The sequence below is a fragment of the Amycolatopsis sp. DSM 110486 genome (genome assembly GCF_019468465.1).
In the GTDB taxonomy this organism is placed as follows: Bacteria; Actinomycetota; Actinomycetes; order Mycobacteriales; family Pseudonocardiaceae; genus Amycolatopsis.
Genome location: NZ_CP080519.1, coordinates 1,317,129 through 1,330,614 on the forward strand (window position 1 = coordinate 1,317,129; position 13,486 = coordinate 1,330,614).

Annotated in this window: 15 protein-coding genes; 5 read left to right on the top strand and 10 right to left on the bottom strand. The window is 69.9% G+C overall.

The window, feature by feature from the left end:
* Window positions 1-331: 331 nt before the first annotated feature.
* On the top strand, window positions 332-889 hold the full coding sequence (locus tag K1T34_RS06405) for a hypothetical protein (protein ID WP_220243364.1): 558 nt from the start codon (window positions 332-334) through the stop codon (window positions 887-889).
* On the opposite strand, the gene K1T34_RS06410 is transcribed toward K1T34_RS06405, so the two are convergent.
* Together K1T34_RS06410 and K1T34_RS06415 are read right to left on the bottom strand one after the other, a co-directional pair.
* Complete coding sequence (locus tag K1T34_RS06410; RefSeq protein ID WP_220243365.1) at window positions 890-1,744, bottom strand: LLM class flavin-dependent oxidoreductase; 855 nt, start codon at window positions 1,742-1,744, stop codon at window positions 890-892. It lies immediately after the preceding gene.
* Window positions 1,744-2,640 carry an SDR family oxidoreductase gene (locus K1T34_RS06415; protein WP_220243366.1) on the bottom strand — a complete coding sequence of 299 codons (897 nt, stop codon included), beginning with the start codon at window positions 2,638-2,640 and terminating at the stop codon, window positions 1,744-1,746. The genes K1T34_RS06410 and K1T34_RS06415 overlap by 1 nt, the downstream gene beginning before the upstream one ends.
* 125 nt (window positions 2,641-2,765) lie before the next feature.
* Between K1T34_RS06415 and K1T34_RS06420 the strand changes: the two genes are divergently transcribed.
* A complete protein-coding gene (locus K1T34_RS06420; RefSeq protein WP_220243367.1) occupies window positions 2,766-3,653 on the top strand; it encodes a LysR family transcriptional regulator in 888 nt (295 codons plus the stop codon).
* Between the two features lie 113 nt (window positions 3,654-3,766).
* Window positions 3,767-4,054 (top strand): hypothetical protein, encoded by a 288-nt coding sequence (locus K1T34_RS06425; RefSeq protein WP_220243368.1) that lies wholly within the window; start codon window positions 3,767-3,769, stop codon window positions 4,052-4,054.
* Window positions 4,055-4,562: 508 nt separating this feature from the next.
* Here the strand turns inward: K1T34_RS06425 and K1T34_RS06430 are convergent.
* From K1T34_RS06430 to K1T34_RS06460, 7 genes are all read right to left on the bottom strand, one after another.
* Window positions 4,563-4,985 (bottom strand): DUF5709 domain-containing protein, encoded by a 423-nt coding sequence (locus tag K1T34_RS06430; protein ID WP_220243369.1) that lies wholly within the window; start codon window positions 4,983-4,985, stop codon window positions 4,563-4,565.
* A 77-nt stretch (window positions 4,986-5,062) separates the two neighbouring features.
* Window positions 5,063-6,706: an ATP-dependent DNA helicase RecQ gene (locus tag K1T34_RS06435; protein WP_220243370.1), complete on the bottom strand. Its 1,644-nt coding sequence runs from the start codon at window positions 6,704-6,706 to the stop codon at window positions 5,063-5,065.
* 66 nt (window positions 6,707-6,772) lie between these two features.
* A complete protein-coding gene (locus K1T34_RS06440; RefSeq protein WP_220243371.1) occupies window positions 6,773-7,120 on the bottom strand; it encodes a UBP-type zinc finger domain-containing protein in 348 nt (115 codons plus the stop codon).
* Window positions 7,121-7,162: 42 nt separating this feature from the next.
* Window positions 7,163-7,804, bottom strand: coding sequence for a DNA-3-methyladenine glycosylase (locus tag K1T34_RS06445; protein ID WP_220243372.1), 642 nt, complete (start codon window positions 7,802-7,804; stop codon window positions 7,163-7,165).
* A gap of 31 nt (window positions 7,805-7,835) precedes the next feature.
* Window positions 7,836-8,609, bottom strand: a complete 774-nt coding sequence (locus tag K1T34_RS06450; RefSeq protein WP_220243373.1) for an SDR family oxidoreductase — start codon at window positions 8,607-8,609, stop codon at window positions 7,836-7,838.
* 126 nt (window positions 8,610-8,735) lie between these two features.
* Complete coding sequence (locus K1T34_RS06455; RefSeq protein ID WP_220243374.1) at window positions 8,736-9,761, bottom strand: LacI family DNA-binding transcriptional regulator; 1,026 nt, start codon at window positions 9,759-9,761, stop codon at window positions 8,736-8,738.
* A gap of 113 nt (window positions 9,762-9,874) precedes the next feature.
* Window positions 9,875-10,654 (bottom strand): IclR family transcriptional regulator, encoded by a 780-nt coding sequence (locus K1T34_RS06460; protein WP_220243375.1) that lies wholly within the window; start codon window positions 10,652-10,654, stop codon window positions 9,875-9,877.
* Window positions 10,655-10,889: 235 nt separating this feature from the next.
* Between K1T34_RS06460 and K1T34_RS06465 the strand changes: the two genes are divergently transcribed.
* Together K1T34_RS06465 and K1T34_RS06470 are read left to right on the top strand one after the other, a co-directional pair.
* A complete protein-coding gene (locus tag K1T34_RS06465; RefSeq protein WP_220243376.1) occupies window positions 10,890-11,324 on the top strand; it encodes a cupin domain-containing protein in 435 nt (144 codons plus the stop codon).
* Window positions 11,325-11,374: 50 nt separating this feature from the next.
* A complete protein-coding gene (locus K1T34_RS06470) occupies window positions 11,375-11,704 on the top strand; it encodes a LuxR family transcriptional regulator (protein WP_220243377.1) in 330 nt (109 codons plus the stop codon).
* Window positions 11,705-11,741: 37 nt separating this feature from the next.
* Here K1T34_RS06470 and K1T34_RS06475 read toward each other — a convergent pair whose 3' ends face one another.
* Window positions 11,742-13,466 (bottom strand): L-aspartate oxidase, encoded by a 1,725-nt coding sequence (locus tag K1T34_RS06475; protein ID WP_220243378.1) that lies wholly within the window; start codon window positions 13,464-13,466, stop codon window positions 11,742-11,744.
* Window positions 13,467-13,486: the final 20 nt, after the last annotated feature.

Sequence of the window (13,486 nt, forward strand, 5' to 3'; positions counted from 1 at the left end):
ACCCCCATTTTGCGGTGGGATCCCCGCATTCGACGGTCACGGAACCCTGCCGCAACGCGATTTCGTGGGAACACCCGGTGTCGGTCGGCAGGATCTCGTCGAGGAGGACCGCACCGAGGAGCTCCCGGGTGGACCTGGTGGAGAACGACAGGCCGGTGACTCTCGTCCCAACGCAGCGAAACAAACCTCATCAACGAAGCCTTCCTGCCTGGCCGAGGCGCTTCCTCGGGAGCCCGGATCACCCTACAGTGCTCCAAAAGGGACAATTGGGATGATCGCGAGTGGATCTCCGAGACCGGGATCTCCCCGAAGAGCGGGCAGGATTCGGGACATGCGTTTACCCAGGAGACTCATCGCCGTCGCCTTCGCGGTGGCGGCCGCCGCGGGGTGTGCCGCCGGCGGTGCGGCGACCACACTGGAGGGACCCTCCACGACGTCGTTCGTGGCGGCGTCGCCGGAACGGCTCAGTGCGGCGTGTCCGTTTCTGGACTCGGGCGAAGTCCAGCACGCACTCGCGGACGGCAACAGCTTCGAAAGCACTGAGGAAGAACCCGATACGCAGAGTGGTGTCACCCTGTACGCCTGCTCGTATCACCGCGCCCTCGATTCGCATGCCACCCTGGTGGAGCTGGGCGTCGGCGATGCGCCGGGTTTCGACTCGCCGAAGGCTGCTTTCCAGGGTTCGGCCCGAGGCTGCGCCGACGAGCCCAAGCCGTTCACCGACGACGCCGTCTACTGCACCACCTCCCAAGGCAGTACCACCATCACCATCGCCAAACGGAGTCACGGCCGGATCCGGGTCGCCCAGCTGGGATTCCGCCGCGCTCCCAGCGACGCGTTCCTCGACGCCTACGCCGCGCTGGCGAAGACCGTCGCCGGGAGGTTGTAATCAGCGGAGCGCCGGGGCCAGCGACACGAGGTGGTCGATGCCCGGGCCGAATTCCGTGCCCACTGGGGAAAGCAGGGTGACGTGGTCGGCGCCGGCGTCGAGGTGGGCTTGGACGGCGGCGGCGACGTGGTCCGGGCCCTCGAACGCGACAAGGGTCCGGACCAGGTCGTCGGTGGGCTCGGCCGGGTAGCCGAGGTCCGCGAGTGTTGTGCGGAAAGCGGTGCGGCTGAGCCAGTTCGAGACGGTTTGGCGGGCCGTCTCGAACGAGTCCGCGATCGATTGCGCGACGACGAGGAGTTTGTCCGGGCCCAGGACCCGTCGGGCGAAAGCCGTGTGCTGCGGCGGCAGGCCGGCGGGGAGCGCGCCGTCGGCGAGGTCGGCGGCGAGGGTGAGCATCTTGGGGCCGTTGGCGCCCAGGATGAGTGGGTACGGGGCATCCGCGGCGGGTGGCCGGGTTTCCGCCGCCATACCCTCCACATAGGACCGCATGGTGGCCAGCGGAGTCCCGAACGGACGGTCCACACTCGATGCCTGCTGCGGGTAGCCGACGCCGAGGCCGAGCGTGAACCGGCCGGGGAAAGCCTGCGCCAGGAAGGAAGCGGCTGCGTGCGCGGTCTGGGACGCCCGGGCCCAGATGTTGGCCACGCAGGTGCCGAACGCCAGCGTCTCGGTGGCGCCGAGGAGCACCGCCAGCTGGGCGAGGGCGTCTTTGCCGATGACCTCGTTGGTCCACGCCGCGTGGTAGCCGGCGCGTTCCAGGCGGCGCACGGCGGTGCGCTGGTCGTCGGCCGAAGGGGTGCTGGTGAAGGTGACCGGCAGGCACACGCCGACTGGGCCGGCTCCGAACGTCGCCATCAGCGGGAGAAGTAGTGGCCGGCGTCCAAATCGGACAGCAATCCGGGATGAGCGGGGTGCCAGTCGAACAAGTCCTGGGCGCGGGCGCTCGACGCCGGCATGTCCACGGCGAAGATCGGCCCCAGCCAGCCGAAGTGCTCGGCCGCCTGCTCGACCGGGACGGACTCGACTGGCAGGCCGAGGTGCTTGCCGATGCGCTCGGCGATCTCGCGCACGGGGATGCCCTCGTCGCCGACGGCGTGCAGGCGCGTGCCCGCCGGGGCGTGCTCGAGGGCCAGGCGGTAGAGGCGCGCGGCATCCAGGCAGTGGACGGCAGGCCAGCGGTTGGCGCCGTCGCCGGGGTAGGCCGAAACCTCTTGCGTTCGAGCGGTTTCGATGAGCAGGGGGACGAAGCCGTGGCGGTCCTCGTCGCTGTGGACCGACCGCGGCAGGCGCACGACGGAGCCGCGGACTCCCTGCGTTGCCAACGAAACCACGATCTCTTCGGACGCGAAACGACCAGCCGCGATGCTGCCGCCTTCGGGGATGGTGTCCTCGGTCGCCACGCCGTCGGGGGTGGCCGGGGTGCCGGAGCTGATCACGAACGGGCGGCCGGTGCCGGCCAGGGCTTCCCCGATCGTCTCGATCGCGAGGCGGTCGGTGCCGACGGAGCGCTCGAAGTCGCTGAAGTCATGGACGAACGCGGTGTGGACCACCCCGTCCGCCGCGGCGGCGCCGGTGCGCAGGCTGTCGAGGTCTTCGAGGCTGCCGCGGTGGGCCTCGGCGCCGGCCGCGGTCAGCTTGGCGGCCGACGCGTCGGAGCGGGCCAGGCCGAGCACCTGGTGGCCGGCGCCGAGCAGCTCGCGAACGACCGCGGAGCCGATGAACCCGGTCGCTCCGGTAACAAACACACGCATGGTGTTGCTCCTCAAACAAGGGATGTTCTGGTCCTTCCACCCTGCCGTCGTATTCCGCACATCGGCCAATGAAACCTTCGTATCGCGCAATACGCTTCGTGCATCACCGCAGGTAGAATAACCACATGCCCGAACATCCGGTCGACCTCGACCTCCGGCTGGTGCACTGCTTCACGGTCGTCGCGGAGCACAAGCACTTCGGCCGCGCGGCCGAAGCCTTGCACGTGACGCAGCCTTCGCTAAGCCGTCAGATCCGCCGTCTCGAGCAACAGCTCGGCGCGCGGCTGCTGGACCGCACGCCGCAGGGCAGCCGGCTCACGGAGGCGGGTGAGGTGTTCCTGCCGCAGGCGAAGGCGTTGCTGCGCACCGCGGCCCAGACCATCGCGCGCACGCGGGCCGCCGCGCAGCCCAGCCGGCTGGCCGTCGGGTACGCGGGCGGGCTCATCGTCACGCCCGCCGTGCGGGAGATGCGCCACCGGCATCCGGACGCCGACGTGCAGACGCTGCACGTCGCGTTCGACGACGTGCCGACTGCGCTGCTGGAGCACCGCGTCGACGTCGTCGTGAGCCGGCTGCCGTTCGCGACCGAGGGACTGCACGTCACGGTGCTTTACGACCAGCCGCGTGTGGTTATTCTCCCACTGGATCACCGGCTGGCCGGCAAGGAATCGGTGAGCATCAACGACATCGCCGACGAACCCCTGCCCCGCGTGCGCGACTCCGATCCGGCGTGGAGTGCGTACTGGCGCGTCGAACCGCGGCCCGACGGCCGGCCGGCGCCCGACGGGCCCGTGATCGAAGCCCTGGAGGACAAGTTCGAGCTCGTCGCGGCCGGTCAGGCCGTGGCCATCTCCGCAGGCCACGACGTGCGCTTCCTGCGTCCCGACCTGACGTCGGTGGTGCTGGAGGACGTCGAACCGGCGCACGTCGTGCTCGCCACCCGCGCCGACGACCGCAGCCGCCTCGTCGCCGCTTTCCGGAAGTACGCGCAAACACACCTCACGGGCCGCTAAAGTGAACGGGAGTTGAACGAAAGGGTTGCCACCGTGCGCTGACTCCCCGCTCTCGCGGCCGGACCGCCGCTCTCGCGACACGACCCCGTTCCTGCGCACCCCGAGGGACCCCGATGAGCACCGAGAACGACACCGTGCGGCAGTGGCGAGCGCCGAAAACGGTGGCAGAACTGGTAGCCGGCCCGGCCTGGACCGTCGAGCGCAGCCCCACGACCGGCCAGTGGAGCACCGCGGAGTGGCGCCACGGCTCCTGGCAGATCGGCCTGACGCCCGTGCGCCAAGGCGTGGTCGCGGCCATGCTGTGGTCGCAGGACAAACTGGTGGAACACACGCGCGGCGGCGAGGCCACGATCTGCGCGACGGTGACCGGCTGGCTGGAGGAGATCGCGCGCAAAGCGTGACTCGGGAGTTGCCGCGGCTGTCGCTATACGCCGGATGCGGCTCGTGGATGTCGGGGGCGGGCGGGGGCGTAAACGGCAGGCCCTCAGCCAGGCAGTCGCGCTTTCTTCGCTGTGCCCCGCACAGGTTCGCTCGCGACTCATGGAACCCCATCAAGCAGCGGGGTGAACGTCGGAACTTCAGCGAGGCAGTTGTGCCGGCTTCCTGCGCCTGGGGCCAGTTCGCTCGCGGTTCACGGAATCCGATCAAACGGAGCGGTGAACGTCGGAACTTCAGCGAGGCAGTTGCGCCCTCTCCAGCGGCGCCCCACGCAGGTTCGCTCCGAGCCCGCGGAACCCGACCGAGCGGCGGCGGGAACACCGGGACCGCGACGAGAAGCGGTTACGCGGGCTCTCCCGCGCCACACGCCAGTCCGAGGCCTGGCTCGCCGCGCGGCGCTGACCGCGTCAGCCGGGGAGGGTGGTGCGGGAAACCCCGCACCACCTCCACCTCAGCGGTCGCCAGCGGTTCTCAGTACGCCTCGGGGTCGTCGACCACGTGGACGGCGGCTTCCTCCGCGGAGGCGGCGCCGCCGTCGATGCCGACGTCGGAGGCGTACAGCTCGTCGTCGGAGTCTTCGCCGGAGCCCTCGTCGGCGGCGACGAGGCGGCCCGCGCGGAAGTCGCCGAGTTCGCCGTCGATGAGTTCGCCGTCGGTGTCCTCGCTGTCGCCGAGGTCGTCGCCTTCCTCGGGCTGCACGTCGGGCACCTCGCGGGCGAGGCGGCCCTCCCAGCTTTCGCCTTCGCGCTCTTCCTCGGGCGTGGTGCCGAACTCGTCGACCTCGTACGGCTTCTCCGGCGGCGAGTAGCCCTCGTCGTACGGATCGCCGTCCTCGAGGGTGTCTTCAGGGTCGAGCACGCCGGTGTCGGCGTTGTCCTCGATGTCGTCGTCCACGGACGGCTCCTCTCTCCGGGCGCACCCAGTCTCGCGCCCGAGTCGGGAAGTTACCAGGCGAGCCCGCGGGCGCTTGTTCAGCGCGGCTGGAGGATGCCGGACGAGATCGTCGACGCGGTGAGGTGCTTGTAGCCCACGCTGGGGAAGTAAACGAGCAACTCGTGTTCGTCCTGGGACAACAGTTGTCCGTCTCCCCACAGACGGTGGTGCACGGGGGCACCACCGGAGACCTCGGCGCGCTGGCGTTCGGTGGTGTGTGCCGCACGGTCGTTGTCGCAGTTTTCACACGGCGGTGTGTAGTTCTCACCGAAGTATGCGAGAAGTTCCGCACGACGGCACCGCGTGCTTTCCGCGTATGCGCGCGCGGCCTCGATCCGGCTGGTGAGCACGGCCTGGCGGCGCCGGTCGAGGTCGACGAGCTGGTCGGCGAGCTCGGCCGGTGGTGTGAGTTCTTGTTCGCACTCCACCACGCGGTGGTGGCCCGACCCCGTGACGCCGACGAAACCCAGCTCCGCCAGCTCGTTGACCACCCGCTCGACGGCGTGGGCGGCCACCCCGGCGCTGGCGGTCAGGTCGGTGAGCGTCGCTTGCCGAGGCGAGTTCTCGACCGCGTCGACCACCAGGTGCACGGTCTCCTCACTCAGGTGTGTGCGGGCGGCGAGCAGGCGTGGGATGCGGATGGTGCGCGGGTCGTGCACGAGGACGGCCACGGCGGGCTCCCCGTCGCGGCCGGCGCGGCCGATCTCCTGGTAGTAGTCGTCGATGCTCGCGGGCACACCGGCGTGCACGACCGTGCGGATGTCGGGCTTGTCGATCCCCATCCCGAACGCGCTCGTGGCGACGACGACGTCCAGCTTGCCGGCGAAGAAGTCGTCCTGCACCTGCGCGCGGGCGGCCGCCGTCATGCCGCCGTGGTAGGGCGCGGAGCGGAAAGCGTCGAGGCGCAGGCGGTCGGCGAGGGACTCGCAGCGGGCGTGGGTGAGGGCGTAGACGAGCGCGGGGGTGTCGTGCTGGATGAGGACGTCGACGCACCGGTCGTCGACGGCCCGCGCCTCCGGTTTGCTCGGCTGCGTCGGGCGCATCGAGAGCGAGATGTTGGGCCGATCGAAGTCGGCTACCACCACCTGCGCGTCGCGCATCCCCAGCCGGCGCGTGATGTCCGCCTGCACGGGCGGCGACGCCGTGGCCGTCAACGCGAGGACCGGCGGCCGGCCGAACTCGGCGATCGCGTCGGTCAGCCGCAGATACTCGGGGCGGAACTCCTGTCCCCATTCGCTCACCAGATGTGCTTCATCCACCACGAACAACGTGACATTGGTGATCGCCGCACGCGTCTCGGCGTTGGTGAGCTGCTCGGGGCCCAGGAAGACGAAGTCCAGCTCGCCCTTCTCCAGCCGCGCCAGCGTCTCGCGGCGCTCGTGGACCTTCTGGCTGGAGTTGAGGAGCTCGGCGTTGATGGTGCGGTCGCCGTAAGGGCGTCCCGCGATGGACCGCAACTGGTCGCGCTGCAACGCGATGAGCGGAGAGATGACCAGCGTCAACCCACCGAGAGCGAGGCCGGCGACCTGGTAGATGGCGCTTTTTCCGCTACCCGTGGGCAGCACCGCCAACGTGTCCTGCCCCGCCACGACCGCGCCGGCCGCCTGCACCTGTGAGGGCCGAAGTGCGAAATCGAACAACGCATCCGCGACGTCGGTGGGATTCGGACGTGAGCTGGTCATGGTGTCGAAGGTACTGCCCGCCCGAGCTGCCCGGCCGTCACCACGATCAGGCAGCCCGGAACCCGGTCAGTGAAGCTGCTCGGCCCAGTTCGCCGGCAGGCGGTCGGCCGGGCCGGGGGCGGCCTGCGTGAGCGGGTGGTGCGTCGGGGCGGCCAGTTCGGGGCCGCGTTCGTACATCACTTCCTCGACGTAGTCCCAGAACCACTCCTCGCCGGGCTCGTAGCTGCGGACGATGCGGTGGCCGGACGAGGCGGCGTGCGCACTGGCGTGCTGGCCGGGCGACGAGTCGCAGCAGCCGATGTGGCCGCACTGCGCGCAGCGGCGCAGGTGGAACCACCAGCCCTGCGGACTGGCCGCATCACACTCGGCGCAGCCGTTGCCGCTCGGCGCCACCGCGGGGTCGACACCCTCCACGTGTTTCTCCTTTGCGCGAAAAGTCCTGTGGCACCAGCTTAATCACAACCGCGGCGCCTGCTCGGCCAGTTGCCAGAGGTACAGGCACGCCAGCGTGCGGTACGGCCGCCACGGCTCGGCCAGGCGCGTGAGCTCCGCGGGCGTCGGCCGGGCGGCCAGCCCGTAGGCCCGCTCGACGCTGCGGCGCAGCTCGAGATCACCGGTCGGCAGCACGTCAGGCCGGTGCAGGTGGAACATCAGGAACATCTGCGCGGTCCACACGCCAATGCCCTTGACCACATCGAGCTGCGCGATGACGTCGTCGTCGGGCAGCTCGTTCAGCGCGTCGAGGTCGAGGCGGCCCGCCAGGATGCAGTCGGCGAGCGAGCGCAGCGACACCGTCTTCGCGCGCGACAGGCCGGCGGCCGGGCGCAGCTGCTCGGGATCGTCGGCCAGCAGCTCCTCCGGCGTCGGCAGCCGGCCACCGAAGCGGTCCTTCAGCTTGCGGAAGATGGAGCGCGACGCGTGGATCGAGATGTTCTGGCTGACGATCGCGCGCACGAGCACGCCGTAGTTGTCCTTCGGGATGTCCGGGTCGCCGGCCAGCGCGGGGTCGGGCGGCAGCTGGGGCGGCGGCCCGACGATCTCGTCCATGACCCGGCCGAGGACCGGGTCGGCGTGGCGCAGGTGCTCCTCGGGTGTCATCAGCGGGATGTTACGCCAGGTCAGACGGGGTCTAGATCGTCTGCGTCATGCCGCCGTCGAGGATGATGTCGGCGCCCGTGAGGTTGCCGATGCGACCACTGGCCAGGAACGTCACCAGGTCCGCGACCTCCTCGGGCCGCGTGAACCGGCCGGTCACGGAGTCGGCGGCCGCCTTCGCCGCGACGTTGCCGGGCTCCGCGCCCACGGCGCCCCCGACCGTCTCGGCGACGCCGCCCTTGCCCAGCCACAGGTCCGTGGCGACCGGGCCCGGGCTGACCGTGTTCACGCGGACGCCGCGCGCGCCGACTTCCTTCGACAGGGACTTGAAAAAGCTGAGGCACGCCGCTTTCGCCGCGCTGTAGTCGATCACCAGAGGGTCGGGCAAGGTCGCGTTGACCGAGCACACCGTGACGATCGCGCCGGTCCGCTCCAGGAGCGACGGCAGCGCCGCCCGCGTGGTGCGCACGGCCGACATGAAGTCGAGGTTCAACGTCGCCAGCCAGTCTTCGTCCGTGACGGAGGCGAAGCCGTCGGGCCGGGGCCGCACGGCGCCGACGTTGTTGACCAGGATGTCGATCCCGCCCACGCGCGCCACGGCCTCCTCGACCACCCGCGCCGCGCCGTCCGGCGTGCCGAGGTCGACCGCCACGGTCTCGGCGGGCAGTTCCTTGAGGTCCCCGTCGACGCTGCGCGCCGCCGCGACGACCTGAACGCCCTCCTCGACCAACGCCCGCGTCACCGCCAGCCCGATCCCCCGGCTCGCACCGGTGACGAGCGCCGTCTTGCCGCGCAGCAGCAGGTCCATCGGAGACTCCTTCAAGCGTCGGTCGTGCTTCTCGGGCTTAGCCTAGGCGGGGTGCCAAGCCGGGGGCCACTGCTGCTGAATACCCGCTGCAATCGTTCACAATGGGAAGGGCAACGGCAATTCGGGTCAGTTCGTGCGCAAAGGCGCCGTGGAACGCCGGTTGACCAACTCGACCGGCAGCACGATCGACCGGGGACCCTGCTCGGGGTTTTCGAGGTTGTCGACGAGAAGTTTCGCGGCTTCGCGACCCAAGTCGTACTGCGGAATGCGGATGGTCGTCATCGGCGGGGAAACGTGGTCCATGAACGGGGTGTCGTTGAAGCCGATGATGCTCACGTCGTGCGGGCACGTCATTCCGTGTTCGCGCAACGCGTCGTAACAGCCGAGCGCGATCAGGTCGTTTCCGGCGACGATCGCGGTGAAGTCGATCTTCTCGTCGCGCAGGAGTCCACTGAGGGCACGGTGACCCTCGCGTTGCGACCACGCGTCGCACTGCGCCACACGTTCGGGCCCGCGGTCGAGGCCGTGATCGGCGAGGCCCTGCACGAATGCGCGCTTGCGGTGCACACCGGTCGACAGATCTTGCGGACCCGCCAGGTGGACGATCTTGCGGTGGCCCAGCTCCACGAAATGACTGAGCGCGAGGCGGACGCCGTGGTCGTCGTCGGCCGTGACCGACGGGATGTCGCGGCGGTCGACGGTGCGGTTGACCAGCACGAGCGGGTGGCCCTGGCCGGCCATCTGCTCGACGGTGTCGTCGTGGAGGCGCGACCCGGCGGAGATGAACCCGTCGACGCCGCGCGAGAGGAACGCTTCGATCGACGCGGCCGTGATCTTCGGGTCGTCGTCGGTGTTGGCGATCCACGTGCTGTAGCCGCGCTCGCGCAGGATGTCCTCGGCGCCGCGCACGATCGGCGGGAAGATCGGGTTGGTCAGGTCCGGCAACAGGATGCCGATCGCCATCGACCGGGCGGTGCGGAGCGTGCGGGCGCTGAGGTTGCCGGAGTAGCCGAGCTCGGTGGCGGCGCGGAGCACGCGGTCGAGCGTCGCGCTGTTCACCAGGTGGCGACTGGTCTCGTTGAGGGCCCTCGACGCGGTCGCGACGTGGACCCCGGCGCGCGCGGCCACGTCCTTCAAGGTCGCTCTTCGCACGACGGCAGTATACGCAGAGGTGCCGAGCGGCCCGCCCATTTCGGGTGCGATTTCCGCGCCGGTCTCGACGCAACGGGCGCGAGTGCCGCACATTGCCCTGCAAACGATTGCAGTCAGCGTGGAGTGCTCGCCCAGCGCGCCGACTCGTTGATCAGCCGTGCACTGATGAGGCCAGCCGCGTTGGTCACCGACGCGCGGGCCGACGCCACGACGGCCGTGGTGAACATCGTCGCGGGGCCGGCCAGCGAGACGCCGCCGACCGCGTGGCCCGACGCGTCGAAAATCGCCGCCGCGACGGACATCCGGTCCTTCTGGAACGACCTCGACGCGAGAAACCCGTCTTGCCGCGCGCGGACGAGCTCGGCTTCGAGCTCGTCGAGGTCGGGCGGCGGCGTCGAGCTCTCCGCACAGCACTTCTCCACGTGGGCCACGACCTTGTCGAACGGCAGCCACGACAGCGCCGCCTTGCCGCACCCGGTGAGGTGCGCGGGGGCGCGCTGGCCGACGCGGTTGTGCATCGGGACCTTGCAGGTGCTGGCGTTGCGATCGAGGTAGACGACCCAGCCCTGCGTGAGCTGGCCCAGGTGCGCCTCCTGCTCGGGCGCGCGGACCAGGCGGTCGAGGATGCCTTCGGTCGCGCGGACGAGGCCGGTGCGTTCGATGATCTGGCCGGCGAGCTCCAGCAGCAGCGGGCCGAGCTGGTAACCGTTGCCGGAATCCTCCAGCATGCCCTCGGCGACGAGGGTGCGGCACAGCTCGTGGGCGGTGCTCCGCGGGATGTCCGCGCGGGCCGAGACCTGCCGGACCGACAGGACACCCACCGTGGGCGAGAAGGCGCGCAGCACCTTGCAGGCCTTCACCACCGAAGCGACGCCACCACGCGTTTCATCCATCTGCCCACGATAGGTGGGGTGCCGGTGTTTTCGCCGGGAAGTGTCCGGCTCTGCCGGACTGCTTCGGCAGTGTTCGCCGATCACAACCAGGTGTTCATTCCCGAACGCCAGATGTCCCCATCGCACCATTCTTGGCGGAGACACCACAAGGAGCCGCATCGCTGTCACAGATCGCGGCCACGTCTTGTCTCAGCTCTCGGAAGGACAACCGATACCAGGTCCGTGAAGGAAGCTCATGAGCGTGGAACATTCGCACCACCTGCCGAACCCCAAGTCGAGCGCGCCGCCGCCGAAGATCGAGCTGGTGGCGACCGCGGAGGGGGCCCCGGCGGCGCCCGAGGGGGCCGTGCCGATGACCATCCTGGTCACATTGCCACCCGGGAGTGACGGGGCACCGCCGCACCGGCATTCCGGGCCGGCCTTCGGGTACGTACTCAAGGGTGAGATCATCTTCGAGCTCGAAGGTGACCCGGAGCGCGTCGTCAAGGCCGGGGAAGCGTTCTGGGAGCCCGGGTTCGACGTGATCCACTACCAGGACGGCAACAATCTCGACGACGCCGAGTCCCAGTTCGTCGTTACGATGTTCTGCGCGCCGGGACAGCCGATGCTCATCCCGGTGAGCGACGAGGAGCTCGAGCAGCGCAAGCACCTGCGAGCGCCCCGCCCGTGACCTGGAACGGGGGTCGGCCATGAAGCCGGCCCCCCGCGGCAAGGAGCACCATGAACCTGATCACCCTCGCCAAGACCCACGCCGGGCTCGCGGCGCAGGCGTCCTCCGGGCGCAGCGCGGTGACCGTCCACGGTGGACACGAGCACGCTCTGCGCCAGACCGTGATGGCACTGAGCGAAGGCGAACAACTGCACGAACACGAACACCACGGCGGCGAGACCACCGTGCTCGTCCTGCTCGGGCACATCCGCCTGGTCACCGGTACCGAAAGCCAAGGCGCGGCACCCGGCGATTTCCTCGTGCTCCCCGAGGGACGGCACCGCATCGAAGCCGAGACCGACGCGGCGATCCTGTTCACGAACGTCGTGCAACCCCAGTAAAAAAGGGGCTCTCCCGACCGGGGAGAGCCCCCTCAGGTCACTCGACCAGTTTCCCTTCCGAGGAAACCTCCCGCATCAACGCGGCGATCTCCGCAGGCACCGGCGGCAACGCTTCCCGGTCGATCCGCCCGGGCCCGGACCACACGAGGTTCACCCGCATCGACTCGTCCAGCTCCGGATAGTCCGAGCGGTTGTGGCAACCCCGCGTCTCGCGCCGTTCCACCGCGGCCTCCAGGGTCGCGCGGCAAGCCAGCGCCGAGGACTTCAGGTCGAACGCGTGCGCCAGGTCCTGGAACCCGGCCAGGTCCGGGTGGACCCCGACGTTCTTCATCCGATCCTCGAGCGCGTCCAGTTCGGACAGTCCCGCGAGCAGACCCTCCTCGTCACGTACGACACCCGCGTGCTCGGTCATCGTGTTGCGCAAGGAACGCTGCAGGGCCCGGACGTTCTCCGGACCGTCGGCCGCCAGGAGCTCGTCGACCTCACCGCGAGCCTCCGCCAGCGCGCCGGCGGAACGGCGTTGCGCGGAAAGCGAAGCCGAGTACTCCGCCGCCGCCTCGCCGACGATCCGGCCGTACACCAGCAGCTCGATCAGCGAGTTGCCGCCGAGCCGGTTGGCGCCGTGCAGACCGCTCGCCGCCTCACCGATCGCGTACAGGCCTTCGACACCCGTGCCGTGGTCGGACGAGCGCACCCAAACGCCACCCATCGAGTAGTGCGCCGTGGGCGCGATCTCGATCGGGCTCTTCGTGATGTCGAGCATCTGCAGTTCCAGCAACGTCTGGTACACCCGCGGCAGCCGCTGCATGATCGTCTCGCGCGGCAGGTGCGACACGTCGAGCCACACGCCACCGTTCGGCGTGCCACGGCCCGCCTTGATCTCGGTGTACGCGGCCAAAGCCACCCGGTCGCGTGTGGACAGTTCCTTCCGCTCCGGGTCGTAGCGGTCCATGAACCGCTCGCCCAACGCGTTGCGCAGCTGCCCGCCCTCGCCGCGAGCGGCTTCCGACACGAGTGTGCCCGCCGCGTTTTCCGGCTCCAGCAACCCGGACGGGTGGAACTGCACCAGCTCGGGGTCGCGGATCCGGCCGCCGGCCAGCACGGCGAGACGGAACGAGTCGCCCGTGTTCTCGTCGCGCCGCGAGGACGTGCGGCGCCAGATGCGTGTGTGCCCGCCGGCGGCCAGGATCACCGAGTCGGCGTGGATCACGTAGCGGGTGCCGTTGTCGAGGTCGAAGCCGTACGCGCCGAAGACCACGTTGTCCTGCACGAGGATTCGCGTGATGTAGACGTTTTCGAGCATCCGCACGTCGAGCTGCGCCGCCCGGTTCACGAGCGTCCGCTGGATCTCCAGCCCGGTGTAGTCACCGGCGAACGCGGTGCGCCGGTAGGTGTGCGCGCCGAAGAACCGCTGGGAGATGCGGCCGTCGGCCTCGCGGGCGAAGGGCATGCCCCAGCGTTCGAGGTCCTCGATGCCGCGCGCGGCGTTCTGCGTGACGACCTGCACCGTGTCGGGGTGCGCCAGGAGGTAGCTCTCCTTGATGGTGTCGGCGGCGTGCTGCTGCCAGCTGTCCTCGGGGTCCATCGTCGCCAGCGCCGCGTTGATGCCGCCGGCGGCCAGCGTGGTGTGGGCGTCGCCTTTGGACCGCTTGCCGACCACGAGCACGTCGACGCCCCGCTCGGCCAGCTCGATCGCGGCGCGCAACCCGGATCCGCCCGTGCCGATCACCAGTACCGACGTCGCGACCTGCTGTTCTGTCATCGAGTTCCCTCCTAACGGGA

Coding starts and splice junctions, on each gene's coding strand:
- K1T34_RS06405 (WP_220243364.1), top strand. CDS start 332: ATGCGTTTACCCAGGAGACTCATCGCCGTCGCCTTCGCGGTGGCGGCC.
- K1T34_RS06410 (WP_220243365.1), bottom strand. CDS start 1,744: ATGGCGACGTTCGGAGCCGGCCCAGTCGGCGTGTGCCTGCCGGTCACC.
- K1T34_RS06415 (WP_220243366.1), bottom strand. CDS start 2,640: ATGCGTGTGTTTGTTACCGGAGCGACCGGGTTCATCGGCTCCGCGGTC.
- K1T34_RS06420 (WP_220243367.1), top strand. CDS start 2,766: ATGCCCGAACATCCGGTCGACCTCGACCTCCGGCTGGTGCACTGCTTC.
- K1T34_RS06425 (WP_220243368.1), top strand. CDS start 3,767: ATGAGCACCGAGAACGACACCGTGCGGCAGTGGCGAGCGCCGAAAACG.
- K1T34_RS06435 (WP_220243370.1), bottom strand. CDS start 6,706: ATGACCAGCTCACGTCCGAATCCCACCGACGTCGCGGATGCGTTGTTC.
- K1T34_RS06445 (WP_220243372.1), bottom strand. CDS start 7,804: ATGACACCCGAGGAGCACCTGCGCCACGCCGACCCGGTCCTCGGCCGG.
- K1T34_RS06450 (WP_220243373.1), bottom strand. CDS start 8,609: ATGGACCTGCTGCTGCGCGGCAAGACGGCGCTCGTCACCGGTGCGAGC.
- K1T34_RS06460 (WP_220243375.1), bottom strand. CDS start 10,654: ATGGATGAAACGCGTGGTGGCGTCGCTTCGGTGGTGAAGGCCTGCAAG.
- K1T34_RS06465 (WP_220243376.1), top strand. CDS start 10,890: ATGAGCGTGGAACATTCGCACCACCTGCCGAACCCCAAGTCGAGCGCG.
- K1T34_RS06470 (WP_220243377.1), top strand. CDS start 11,375: ATGAACCTGATCACCCTCGCCAAGACCCACGCCGGGCTCGCGGCGCAG.
- K1T34_RS06475 (WP_220243378.1), bottom strand. CDS start 13,466: ATGACAGAACAGCAGGTCGCGACGTCGGTACTGGTGATCGGCACGGGC.